We start from the raw sequence: 11,725 nt of genomic DNA, 5'->3' as shown, positions 1-11,725 counted from the left end.
CCTATTCGCCCGGCCGTCCTAGGTAATCCCTAATAAACGCATCCGATTCCGCAGCACGTTTGCGAGCGTCCAAATAACGCGAGCGCGTCTCCGAGGTTTGCGCGTCGAGCCTGTCCAAAATAGGCTGCGCCGGCCGCTCGGGAAGCGCAGCGGCGAGCTTCACCGCTTCGGCGTCGGCCTTGTTGTACGACTCGTTGAACGATTCCGCCGTGGCCTTATCTTGAATATAGATGGCCTTATCGCTTTCGATCGCGTACCCGTTTTGCTCCCTTTTCTTGTCGATCAGCGCCGCAAGGGCCGAAAAATCGGCGGAGGGGCATCGTTCCTGCGCGGAAGACAGGCTCGCCTTCGCCTCGTCGAGCAGCGCGATGGCCTGCTCGGACTTGCTTTGCGAAGCGGACACGTTTTCCACCGTGGTATCGACGACCAGGTCGGCGGCCTCTTTCATCAAGCCGTCCGCCTCGAGCACGCGCTGCCAGCATTCCTGCACCGCTTCCACGCCGCCGCGGGCGTCGCTATCGGCATGAAGCAGCGCTTCGGCGTACTTCATCATGTCGCGGCGCGCATCGGCCGATACGGACACCTGGCGCGCGGCGTCTTTTCCGGGGGAATCGCCCATCGCCTGAAAGGCTTCGTCGGCGAAGGCGCATGCGGCGTTGAGATGCACGCCCGCGTCTTCCATGCCCTGCTCGAGCGATTCGAGTTCTTCCGCCGTGACGGTCGATTCGTCCTTCATCACCATATCGTCCATGCTGAGCACGAGCGAATCGGCCTTCTTGATTTCGTCGAACGCCTGGGAAAGCAGCGCCAGATTCGCCCTGCCCTGTTCGTAGACGTTCGCGGCGAACAGCACGCCGGCGCCGATTCCCACGCAGCAGCAAAGCGACGCCACGGCGATCGCGGCGGCGCGGCGAACCCGGCGGTTTTTCTTCCTGCGCTTGATCTCTTTCTCGGGATCGCGCAGCGCGCGCTCGCGATTGCGCTGGTCGCGCGTGGGCTTTTTCGCCCGGGCCGTGCGCGCGCCGGCCGCGGGACGCTCCGCCGAAGCGCCACGCTCCGCCGGCCGCGCCTTCTTTTTCACGGACGCCTTCTTCTCCTGCGCAGACGAAGAAGCCGCGGGCAAAGCGGGCAGCTTCTCGTCTTTCGCGGACAGGCGGCGCTCCTTTTTCGAGGAGACCGTGAACAGCGACAGATCGCCCAGCTTGACCTTGGGGTCGGCTTCGCCCAGCTCGTTATCGGCCCGGCTCTTCAGGCCATCGAGCACCGAAAGGGAAATCTCGTTGGATGTTCCCGCCGTATTCTTTTTAATATGCACGCTTGCGCCGATGCCCCTGAAGGAGCGGCCGCCTTTCATGCCGGCCATGCGCTACAAGTCCCGCCCCGCCGACGCGCGGCGCACGATTTCGACCGCCTCGGCGGCCGAGCATGCCTTCACGTTCTTCGAAGGAAGGGAGCGCAGGAAGGTTTTCCCGTAGCCCTTGGTCAGCAGGCGCCTGTCGGCCAGCACGAGCACGCCCGTATCGGTGGACGTGCGGATCAGACGGCCGGCCGCCTGTTTGATTTCGATGACGGCCTGCGGAAGCGTGTAGTGCGACCATGCCGCCGAATCGCGCAAAGCGCGCTCGCACGAAAGCGGATCGGTCGGCTTGGCGAACGGCAGCTTGGGAATGACCACGCCCTTGAGCGTGGCGCCCGGCGCGTCGAACCCCTCCCAGAAGCTTTTCAGGGCGAACAGCGACAGATGCTCGTCTTTCAGGAAATCGTCGCGCAGGCCCTTCGTGGAAACGCCCCACTTCTGGCACACCAAACGCAGACCCTCCTCCTTCATAAGGGGATCGACGGCCTCGAAGCACGCCTCCATTTCGCGGCGGTTGGTGAAAAGCGTGAGCATACTGCCCTGCTGGGCCACATGGAGCTTCGCCAGAAGCGCCTGAAGCGCCTCGAGGTAGCCCGGCTGGTTGGGTTCGGGAATATCATTGACCACCAGCACTTGCATGTTCGCGTCGAAATCGTAACTCGAGCCCAGAAGGCACGTGTCGGCGCGCGACGGCTCGCCTTCGTTGAGGCCCATGGCCGTCATGAAGCTTTTGAAGTCTTCGCCGATCGTTACGGTGGCGCTGGCGTACACGACGCTCTGCGTTTGCTCGTACAGGGTTTCGCCGAGCATCTGCCCCACGTCGACTACCTGGGCCTGCAGCTCTTCGGCCACGCGCTCCGGCTTGCGCGAAAGCTTCGCGGAATAGACGAACCTCGGATCGGCCGCCTCCATGATCAGCTCGCACGACTGCAGCATTTCCTTCGCGTCGATGACCGTCGTGGCTATATCACGCTGGCAATCGGCCACGCCGTCCACGCCTTCGAGGAACGCGATGAGCTCGTTGCCCGCCGCGATCAGACGTTCCGCCTGTTCACGGAAGGTTTTCGCGAATCCGCGCAGCGCGGCGAAACGCTCGTCGGAGCGCACGGCGTCGTTGATCCACAGGTCGATGGTCTCGTAGCTTCTATTGCCCTTGTTGGTATCGCACGCCACGAGGTCTTTCATATGGCGGGCGTACTCGAGCGCCGCCTCGGAGAATTCCTTTCCGCGGGCGCGCGCCTTTTCGGTCAGGCCGAAGAACAGCGTGCTCGCCTCGGGCTGCTTTCCCGAATCGAGCGGCGCGCGGCGCTCGAGGCGCACGAACGGGTTCCTTTTCGCATCTTCGGAAGCCAGCCTGTTGGCAAGGCGGACCATCTCGGACGCGTCGAGCTTGACCGCCAGCGCGCGGCGGGCCTCGGCTTCGGCGCCGTGAGCCTCATCGACCACCCAGAAGCGGATCTCGGGCAAAAGGCCGCGGTCGGCGGCGAGGTCGCAGAAGAACAGCGAATGGTTCGTCACCACGATATGGGCGTGCTCGGCCTTCTTGCGCACGCCGTGCACGAAGCACTGGGTGCCGTAATACGGGCACTTGCGGCGCAGGCAATCGCGCGACGAGGTGGTGAACGCATAGCGCGGCAGAGCCTTGAAATCGAGCTTCAAGGCGTCCATATCGTCGTATTCGGTTTGCTCGATGAACGAAAGCAGGGCCGCGATCGAAGGCGCCTGGCTCACCTGCTTGCCCATGACCGTCACGCTGCGCGCGCCGTCATGCACCAGGCGGTCCACCAGGCGAAGGCACGGATAATGGGAAAATCCCTTCAGCGCCACGTAATCGAGCGTGCCCAGGCCGCGCTTCCCGAGCGCGGCGCGCAGCAACGGAAGCTCCTTGTACACGATCTGGTCGAGCAGCGCGTTCGTCTTCGTGGCGACGCCCACCGCCGCATGGCTGCGCAGAGCCGTCAGGGCGCTCGGCAGCAGATACGCCATGGACTTGCCGACGCCCGTGCCGGCTTCCACCACAAGGTTCGTCCCCGTGGAAAACGCCTTCAGGACGCTATCGGCCATGATGGACTGCTCGACGCGCGGCTCGAATTCATCGTACAGGCCGCCTACCACGCCTTCCCTGGAAAACGCCTCTTCCACCTCGCGGGCGTCGGGAAACTCGATCGAGCCGGTATAGCGCTCGATCGCCGCCGATTCCTCATCCTGCGCGAGATGCGCCAGACGCGCATGGCGCAGGCCGCGAACGGTCATCGGGTAGCGCTTCGCAACGATATCGGTGCCGCGCGCGGCCTCTTCGACCGCGGCCATGCTCGAGGCCATGCACGAAAACACGGCGCCCGTGGGCCATTCCTCGACCGGCGCCAGGCCGGCAATATATTCAACCAGGTCAAGCGGCATTTCTGCGATAGCCGCCAACAGAATGCGGTATACGGCGCACAGCGCTTCCACGTCGGCGTCGGCGCGGTGGGTGGAAAGCGGGGCGTCGAAGGCTTTCACCAAATCGATGAGCCTGTGCGAGCTCAGACGCGGCAGCGCGATGCGGGCCAGGTCGAGCGAGTCAACCCAGAGGTTTTCCATCAGAGGATAGCCTGCCGGGCTCTTGGTCGTGAACCCCTTGTCGAAGGCTGCGTTGTGCGCCACCACGGTAGCGTCGCCGACGAATTCGGCAAGCAGGGCGCGCGCCTCTTCGGGCGAAGGGGCGTCGGCCACGTCTTCGTCGTGGATGTCGGTCAGGCGGGCCACGTCGTCGGGAATGGGCTTGCCGGGATTGACGAACGTGACGAACCAATCGGTGATTTCGCCCCGCTCGAGACGCGCGGCGGCAATCTGGGTCAGTTCGTCATGATTCTGGGAAAAGCCGGTGGTCTCGGTATCGAGCACCACGACGTTGCGGTCGAGCTCGCCGAAATCGGAACGCTCGGCAACCTCCTTGAGGCGGGCGTAGCGCCGCACGATATCCTCCGGAGTGCCTTGGGAAACGAAGTCGTATACACTCATATTCTGCATAATGAAATCTTTCATTTCGGTCATATTCCGCTAGCCTATCACGAAAGGAACCACATGCCTACAAACGCATCCGATGTCTATTTCGGCTCCTATATCCGTTTCCAAACCCCCGATAAGCAGACGGGCGCGGTCATCGCGGGATCGGATTACGCGGTCGGCGATTGCGGCGAAGTGGTCTGGCAGCTCGACGAGAACAAACGCCAGCAGGCGTGGCTGAAAAACCCCTACGGGCAGACCTTCGCGTACCTGAGCCCGTCCGATTCTTACAAGCTCGCCATCTACCACGCCAAAGGATGGGTCATCCGCTACGTGCTCAGCTTCACCGCCTATAGCGAAGAGCCCGACCCGGGCGTCTATTGGGGACAGGTCGCGATCTTCGCCTACGCCCCGCGCTACGCCGACGAATTCGAGCGCTTCGTGAAAACCTTCGCGCTGGCCGCCGCCGACGGCTCGCGCCCCGATCCCTCTTTGAGCCCGTCCGGCGTGGCCACGGTGCTCGCCGATCCCGAATCGTGGACGCCTTCCAACAAGGTGAAGATCCCCAAGGGAAACGGCCGCACCGCCATCCTCAAAGACCATCGCAGCATCCACGACAAGATGCTCGACAAAGGCCGCAGCGGCAACGTGGGGTGCTACATCATCAGCTGGGCGTTCATCTTCGCCGTCATCGCGCTGGTCGTTTGGATCCTTCATTCCATGGGAATCATCTAACCCCAACCCGCTCCGCCGTGCCGAAAGAGAGGGCCGCCCGATCGAGGGCGGCCCATTTGCTTTCGAGGCGCGATGCGCGCTTTATCGAAGAGGCTCGCTATGCGAGAGCCATTTCGATCAGCTTTTCGCACACATCGCCGAAATCCATGCCCACGGCGCGCGCGGCGTCGGGAATCAAGGACGTGTCGGTCATGCCGGGCAGCGTGTTGGTTTCGAGCACCCAGCAGCGGCCCTCTTCGTCGAGCATGATATCGGTGCGCGAGATGCCCTTGCAGCCCAAAACGGCATGGGCGGCCACCGCCATGCCCTGGGCCTGATCGGTGGCTTCTTCAGAAATGGGGGCCGGGCAGATATGCGTGCTTCCGCCAGCGGCGTATTTCGCGTGATAGTTGTAGAACTCGTCGTCGTTCGACAGGATCTGGATCACGGGGAAAGCGGTCGGGTCGTCGGAGCCCATGACGCCCACGGTGAGCTCGATGCCGTCGATGAACTGCTCCACCATGGCCTCGTCGTCAACCGCGAGGGCGGTGTCGAGGGCGGCCTGCAGGTCGGACGCGTCGCGCACGATGGTCATACCCAGCGAGCTTCCCTCGGTGGAGGGCTTCACGACGCAGGGAATGCCGCAGGTGTCGACGATCTCCTGCCTATCGGCATCGTCGAGCACGTCGTTGCGGCCGACGAGGACCGATGCGGCCACGCGCAGCCCGGCGCTTTCATAGAGCTCCTTGGACTTGCCCTTGTTGATGGCGATCGCGTTGGAAAGAATGCCCGAGCCGGTGTAGGGAATGCCGAGCGTCTCGAGGAAACCCTGCATGGTTCCGTCTTCGCCGCCCTTGCCGTGCAGGGCCAGAAACGCCACGTCGAAGGTCTCTTCGACCAGCCTTTTCAGGTCGTCGCGCGAAGCGGGGTCGATCATCGTGACCGCAAAGCCCTTCTCTTCGAGCGCACGGGCGCAGCACGTTCCAGAATTCAGCGACACCTCTCGCTCGCCGCTCGTTCCTCCGTACAGAACCGCGACCGCGTAGTCTTTCGGGTTTCCTGAATAAGCCATTATCCGTCCTTACCGTGTACGACCTTTCCGCGCCGAAAAGCGCAGAAGGACTCTTCTTGCCGCATCAATATATCCCAACGGGTATATGTTATGAAGTTCCTTCGTGGGAACACATCGAAGCATTATCATTGAACCGCCGATAAATGTTTCCGGTTCTCGTAAGAAAAGGGGTACCACCATGAAAATCTATCGTTGCAAAGTCTGCGGTTATCTCCACGTCGGCTCCGCGCCCGAGGAATGCCCGATGTGCCACGCCGGCCAGGTCGCATTCGTCGAGTACCAGCCCGCTGACGTGACCGGCACCAAGACCGCCGAGAACCTGGCCGCCGCCTTCGCCGGCGAGTCCCAGGCCAACCGCAAGTACACCCTGTGGAAGCACATCGCCGAAGAGGCCGGCGAAGAAGCAGCCGCCGCTGCTTTCGATCGCCCCATGGCCGAAGAAACCGCCCATGCGCTCGCCGAGGCCGTGTACCTGGGCATGTTCGGCGGCGTGAAGGAGAACCTCGAATCCGCAGCTGCCGGCGAGCAGTACGAGGAGGAGAGCATGTACCCCGAGTTCGCCAAGGTCGCACGCGAAGAGGGCTTCGAGGACATCGCCCACTTCTTCGAGATGACCGCGAAGTTCGAGGGCGCCCACAAGGCCGGCTACAAGAAGGCCGCCGAGGCGCTGTAGCGAATCATTCGCCAAGCCTATGAAAAAGCCACCCGGAATCGGGTGGCTTTTTTTCGTGCCGCCGGTCGGGCGGGCGATGCGCGGCGCGCGAGAATGCTTTAGCGGCGCATGTTCTTCAGCTGGCCGCAGGCGCCCGCGATATCGGAGCCGCGCGAATTGCGAAGCGTGGCGTCGATGCCGCGCTTTTCGAGCTCGGAAACGAAGCGGTTCACGGTTTTCTCGCTGCTCGGCTGCAGCACCGAACCTTCGATTTCGTTGATCGGAATCAGGTTGACGTGGCACATGGTGCCGCGGCAGAAATCGATCAGGGCGCCCAGGTGCTCGTCGTCGTCGTTCAAGCCGTCGATCATCACGTATTCGTAGGTCACGCGGCGGCCGGATTCGTCCTGGTATGCGCGGATATCCTGCTTCAGGTCGGACAAGGTCTGGTGCACCATGGAGGGCATGAGCACGTCGCGGGTCTTCTGCAGCGCGGAATGCAGCGAGATGGCCATCGTGAACTGCTCGGGCTCGTGGGCGAATTTCCTGATGCCGGAAAGAATGCCGCAGGTGGAAATGGTGATCTTGCGGGCGCCGATGTTCAGGCCGTCAGGCGAATTCACAAGCCTCATGGCGGCCATGACGTTGTCGTAGTTCAAGAACGGTTCGCCCTGGCCCATGCCGACGAGGTTGGTCACGCGCATGCCCATGTCTTTCTGGGCGATCAGCACCTGGTCGACCATCTCGCCCGGCAGCAGATTGCGCGTGAAGCCCTCTTTGCCCGTCGCGCAGAAGATGCAGCCCATGGCGCAGCCCACCTGCGTGGAGAAGCACACCGTCAAACGGTCCTGGGACGGAATGGCCACCATTTCGGCGGCGGCTCCGTCGGAGAAGCGCACGATGTATTTCCTCGTGCCGTCGGTCGACACGCGCTTGTCGACCACTTCGGCACGATGCAGAGGTGCTTCCATCTCGAGACGTTCTTTCAGCGCGGCCGGAAGATTGCTCATATCGTCGTACGAATCGACGCCCTTCTGGTACAGCCACTGCATGAGCTGCTTCGCGCGGAAACGGGGCTGGCCCCATTCCTTCATCAGGGCGCAGATGCCCTCGTACGAATACGCTTCAATTCCTTGTGCCATGGATTCTCCTTCGGCGTGTATCGAACGAGGCCCCGACAGCGCGTGCGCCCGGGGCCTCGAAACCTTCGTTATTCGGGATTGCTCATCATATCGAAGATTCGCTGCAAATCCGCTTCGTCCTTGAACTCGATTTCGATTTTATTCTTGCCGTTCGCGCTCTTGACGCGCACCTTGGTATGGAGCGTCGCGCCGAGCGTTTTGGCGGCCTTGCGATACAACGGCGGCGCGGGCGGCTTCGGCGGATTGTTTGCCGCCGCCTCTTTGCCCGCGATCAGGCGCGCAAGCGCTTCGGCCTGGCGGACGGACAGCTTTTCCTCGCGCAGCTTGTCGGTGAGCTTTCGCCTGCCTTCATCGGACGGGATCGAAAGAATGGCGCGGGCGTGGCCGGCCGAAATCTTCTCTTCGAACAACAGCTGCTGAGCATCTTCGGGCAGGTCGAGCAGGCGCAGCGCATTGGCCACGGTGGAGCGGCCCTTGGACACGGCGGCGGCCACGTCGGCCTGCGTCTTGTTGCCGCTTTCCATCATGCGCTTGTATCCGTAGGCCTCTTCCATGGGGTTCAAGTCGCTGCGCTGGAGATTCTCGATCATCGCCAGCTCCAAGACCTTGTCGTCGTCAGCGTTCTTGATGCGCACGGGAACCTTCTCAAGACCCGCGAGGCGGCTTGCCTGCCAGCGGCGCTCGCCCGCGATGATTTCGTAGCCTTCGCCCGACTCCCTCACCAAGATGGGCTGAAGCAGCCCGTCGCGGGCGATCGACGCGGAAAGCTCCCGGAGCTCGTCGGGGTCGAGCTGCCTGCGCGGTTGGTCGGGGTTCGGGAAGATGCGGGAAACCTCCACTTCGTCGGACAGGCGGGCGCGCTGCGCGGCATCGGCCGCAGACGCCCCTTCCCCGCTTGCGGCGGCGGCGTCTTCGACGTGCTCTTCCGTCGCGGCCTCGTAGCCGCCGATCAAAGAGCTCAGGCCGCGGCCCAGGCCGCCCTTGGTATTCCTAGCCACGACGCACCACTTCCTTCGCCAGATCGCGGTACGCCTGGGCGCCCTTGCCCGTGGGATCGTACTCGGTGATGGGCTGGCCGAAGCTCGGCGCCTCGGACACCTTCACGGAACGCGGGATCACCGCGTCGAACACCAGCTTCTCGAAGAAGCCGCGCACCTCGCTTGCCACCTGCTTGGACAGCGTGGTGCGGCCGTCGTACATGGTCAGCAGCACGCCGAATATATCGAGCGAGGGGTTGAGATACGTTTTCACACGCTTCATGGAGTCGAGCAGCTTGGTCACGCCCTCGAGCGCATAGAACTCGCACTGGATCGGAATGAGCAGCTTATCGGCGGCCACGAGCGCATTGACCGTCAGAAGGCCGAGCGACGGCGGGCAGTCGATGAACACGTAATCGTATTTGCCGCGAACCGAGCCGATAGCTTCTTTCAGCCTGTTCTCGCGCGCCATGGCGGAAACAAGCTCCACCTCGGCGCCTGCCAGGTTGATGGTCGCGGGTGCCACGTCCAAGCCGTCGCACACGTCGGGAACGATCACGTCGAGCAGCGTGGTTTCGTCGTCGATCAAAACGTCGTACACGCAGCGGTCGAGTTCGCCTTTTTCGATTCCCAGGCCGCTCGACGTGTTGCCCTGGGGATCGAGGTCGACCAGCAGCACCTGCTTGCCCAACTCGCCCAACGCGGCGCCCAGATTGATGGCCGTCGTCGATTTGCCGACGCCGCCCTTCTGGTTCAGGATGGCGATGACCTTCGTCGCGCCCACCACGTGCTTCACCGGCTTTTTGTCCGCATACGTGCGCAAGGGCGTCGCCACGAACGTGTGCATGCCTTCATCGACCGGCTCGTCCGCGGCCGGCTCGGCGCACACCTCGCGCTCGACGACGCGCGCATCTTCGAGCCCTTCGTCTTTTTCTTCGGCATGGGAAGCGGGAGGAATCGAAACCTCGGGCGTTTCGTGATGGCTCACTTGACGCTTGAAACTATCAAACAATCCCACGGATTCCTCCTCGAACGCGGCGATGATTCCAATGAATGCGGCTCGTACGCGAAAGCGCTGCCAACATAGAGAAAAGCGATGTTTCACGTGAAACATCCGGCCGATGCGACATAAACGGCCTGATTACTCGATTTCGTTATTATAGCGTTCGCCGGCATGGCGCATCGCCGTATTGGAAACCCGCTCTTTTTCTTTAAATCCCTCTGAAACGAATCGGGCGGCTGCAACATGTTTCACGTGAAACAGCATGCAGCCGCCCGATGGTTTCCGCCGCGATGGACGGATTCTCGCCGAAACTTCTCGCGACGGGAAGTTTCGGCGAAGCCCTCCCCTTAGCGAGGACGCAGCGGGTCTTTCTGAGCGAGGCCCACCCTGCGCGGAAGCTTGACGCGCGGCTTGCCCGTCTTCTCGAACACGAAGATGCAACGCGTCGAACCGTCGCTCAGAGAGAAATCGCGGCGCTCTTTCAGCGTAAGCCCCACCATGTCCTGGATGCCGAGCGCGCACGACAGCTCTTCCTCGGACGGCTGCGCCTTGTAGCACACCAGGCGGCCGCCGCGTTTCAGAAGCGGAGAGGCGAGCTCCATCAGCGAGCCCAGAGCGCTCAGCGCGCGAGCCGTGAGCACCGAGAACTCCCCCGCTCGCTCGCGGCCGAGGTCTTCGATCCTGCCTGCATACACGTCCACCTTGTCGCCCAAGCCGAGCTGCGAGGCGACGCCTTCGAGGGCGCGCACCTTCTTCTGAACCGAATCCACGAGCAAAGTCTGCCTTCCCGTCATGACGCACATCGGCATGCCCGGGAAACCGCCGCCGGTGCCCAGGTCGGCATATGCGCCTTCGGGCGCGTCTTCGACGAAGGGAAGACCCGTCAGGCTGTCTTCCAGATGAAGCACGATTCCTCCCTCTTCGGAAAGAATCCTGGTGAGGTTCATCGTCTCGTTCACCTTCATGATCGCATGCAGGTCGTCCATCAACAGGCGCTCCTGCGCCTCGTCGATGTCGATGCCATGGCATTGCGTCATGATGTCTGCCAAGCGGCCCATATCCACCTCTTTCGCGTATTCGGTACGGCGCCATCATTGTATCCGAGCGCACGGCCTGCGCCCGCCGCGACGCCTCGCCCATAAAAAACGCCGCCTTGATGATGGAAGGCGGCGTTGCGGCGGCCCCTCGCATTCAAGGAGCCGCCCGATTCTGCAGGTGCGAATCTTCTAGCGGGGAATGACCACCACGTGGCGGGCGCTGCCCTCGCCTTCGGACGCAGTTTCCACATCGTCGCGGTTGCGCAGGGCAAGGTGGACGATGCGGCGCTCGTACGGAGTCATCGGACGCAGCTTGATGTTGCGATCCTGGGAGACGGCGCGACGGGCGGCCGACTCGGCGATGGACTCGAGCTTCTGACGCTGACGGTTCTTATAGCCTTCGACGTCGACCACCACAGGATAGCGGAAGCCAAGCGTACGCGTGGTGATGGCGGAAATGATGAACTGCAGCGCGTCGAGGGTCTTGCCGTGGCGGCCGATCAGGATGGCAAGGTTATCGCCTGTGATATCCAGGATCAGCTCGCCTTCGTCGCCCTCGTACTCGTCGATGGTCACTTCACCGACGTCGAAATGCTTCAGGATGCCCTGGAGCGCGTCGATGGCGGTATCCGCCACGCGGTCGAGCTCTTCTTCGGTCAGCTCGACCATCTCGGTATGGGCGCTGTCGCCCTTCAGCTCGCGAGGAGCATCCTCTTCGACGATGCCCTCTTCGGCCATGATGTCTTCCTCGGCCATGACGGGTCCTTTCTTTCACGACGCGGGCGC

At 62.7% G+C, this 11,725-nt stretch carries 11 protein-coding genes; 2 read left to right on the top strand and 9 right to left on the bottom strand.

The window, feature by feature from the left end:
* Window position 1 precedes the first annotated feature (1 nt).
* Window positions 2-1,363 carry a hypothetical protein gene (locus tag DMP07_RS08195; protein WP_123198661.1) on the bottom strand — a complete coding sequence of 454 codons (1,362 nt, stop codon included), beginning with the start codon at window positions 1,361-1,363 and terminating at the stop codon, window positions 2-4.
* A 3-nt stretch (window positions 1,364-1,366) separates the two neighbouring features.
* Entirely contained in the window at window positions 1,367-4,390 is a 3,024-nt protein-coding gene (locus DMP07_RS08190) for a helicase C-terminal domain-containing protein (RefSeq protein WP_244594953.1), read from the bottom strand.
* Window positions 4,391-4,420: 30 nt separating this feature from the next.
* Here DMP07_RS08190 and DMP07_RS08185 point away from each other — a divergent pair, with 30 nt between their 5' ends.
* Entirely contained in the window at window positions 4,421-5,077 is a 657-nt protein-coding gene (locus DMP07_RS08185) for a hypothetical protein (protein WP_123198660.1), read from the top strand.
* A gap of 97 nt (window positions 5,078-5,174) precedes the next feature.
* Here the strand turns inward: DMP07_RS08185 and DMP07_RS08180 are convergent, their stop codons facing one another.
* Entirely contained in the window at window positions 5,175-6,128 is a 954-nt protein-coding gene (locus DMP07_RS08180; RefSeq protein WP_123198659.1) for a D-alanine--D-alanine ligase, read from the bottom strand.
* A 178-nt stretch (window positions 6,129-6,306) separates the two neighbouring features.
* Between DMP07_RS08180 and DMP07_RS08175 the strand changes: the two genes are divergently transcribed.
* Entirely contained in the window at window positions 6,307-6,801 is a 495-nt protein-coding gene (locus DMP07_RS08175; RefSeq protein ID WP_123198658.1) for a ferritin family protein, read from the top strand.
* Window positions 6,802-6,899: 98 nt separating this feature from the next.
* Here DMP07_RS08175 and rlmN read toward each other — a convergent pair whose 3' ends face one another.
* The 6 genes from rlmN to DMP07_RS08150 all read right to left on the bottom strand — a co-directional run bounded on the left by rlmN (window position 6,900) and on the right by DMP07_RS08150 (window position 11,695).
* Window positions 6,900-7,922, bottom strand: a complete 1,023-nt coding sequence (gene rlmN / locus DMP07_RS08170; protein WP_123198657.1) for a dual-specificity RNA methyltransferase RlmN — start codon at window positions 7,920-7,922, stop codon at window positions 6,900-6,902.
* 68 nt (window positions 7,923-7,990) lie between these two features.
* Window positions 7,991-8,920, bottom strand: coding sequence for a ParB/RepB/Spo0J family partition protein (locus tag DMP07_RS08165; RefSeq protein ID WP_123198656.1), 930 nt, complete (start codon window positions 8,918-8,920; stop codon window positions 7,991-7,993).
* Window positions 8,913-9,917: a ParA family protein gene (locus DMP07_RS08160; RefSeq protein ID WP_342210407.1), complete on the bottom strand. Its 1,005-nt coding sequence runs from the start codon at window positions 9,915-9,917 to the stop codon at window positions 8,913-8,915. The genes DMP07_RS08165 and DMP07_RS08160 overlap by 8 nt, the downstream gene beginning before the upstream one ends.
* 123 nt (window positions 9,918-10,040) lie before the next feature.
* Window positions 10,041-10,166: a hypothetical protein gene (locus DMP07_RS09070; protein ID WP_280176198.1), complete on the bottom strand. Its 126-nt coding sequence runs from the start codon at window positions 10,164-10,166 to the stop codon at window positions 10,041-10,043.
* Between the two features lie 83 nt (window positions 10,167-10,249).
* The gene (gene rsmG, locus DMP07_RS08155) at window positions 10,250-10,960 is read right to left on the bottom strand and encodes a 16S rRNA (guanine(527)-N(7))-methyltransferase RsmG (protein ID WP_123198655.1); all 711 of its coding nucleotides are present in this window, start codon (window positions 10,958-10,960) and stop codon (window positions 10,250-10,252) included.
* 168 nt (window positions 10,961-11,128) lie between these two features.
* Window positions 11,129-11,695, bottom strand: a complete 567-nt coding sequence (locus tag DMP07_RS08150; protein WP_244594952.1) for a Jag family protein — start codon at window positions 11,693-11,695, stop codon at window positions 11,129-11,131.
* Between the last annotated feature and the right edge of the window lie 30 nt (window positions 11,696-11,725).

This window comes from Slackia faecicanis (assembly GCF_003725295.1).
Classification (GTDB): Bacteria; Actinomycetota; Coriobacteriia; order Coriobacteriales; family Eggerthellaceae; genus Slackia; species Slackia faecicanis.
Note: the sequence above shows the minus strand (reverse complement) of the source record. Positions and strands in the feature narration are given on the sequence as shown.

Coding starts and splice junctions, on each gene's coding strand:
- DMP07_RS08175 (WP_123198658.1), top strand. CDS start 6,307: ATGAAAATCTATCGTTGCAAAGTCTGCGGTTATCTCCACGTCGGCTCC.
- DMP07_RS08185 (WP_123198660.1), top strand. CDS start 4,421: ATGCCTACAAACGCATCCGATGTCTATTTCGGCTCCTATATCCGTTTC.
- rsmG (WP_123198655.1), bottom strand. CDS start 10,960: ATGGGCCGCTTGGCAGACATCATGACGCAATGCCATGGCATCGACATC.
- DMP07_RS08190 (WP_244594953.1), bottom strand. CDS start 4,390: ATGACCGAAATGAAAGATTTCATTATGCAGAATATGAGTGTATACGAC.
- DMP07_RS08150 (WP_244594952.1), bottom strand. CDS start 11,695: ATGGCCGAGGAAGACATCATGGCCGAAGAGGGCATCGTCGAAGAGGAT.
- rlmN (WP_123198657.1), bottom strand. CDS start 7,922: ATGGCACAAGGAATTGAAGCGTATTCGTACGAGGGCATCTGCGCCCTG.
- DMP07_RS08195 (WP_123198661.1), bottom strand. CDS start 1,363: ATGGCCGGCATGAAAGGCGGCCGCTCCTTCAGGGGCATCGGCGCAAGC.
- DMP07_RS08180 (WP_123198659.1), bottom strand. CDS start 6,128: ATGGCTTATTCAGGAAACCCGAAAGACTACGCGGTCGCGGTTCTGTAC.
- DMP07_RS09070 (WP_280176198.1), bottom strand. CDS start 10,166: ATGCTGTTTCACGTGAAACATGTTGCAGCCGCCCGATTCGTTTCAGAG.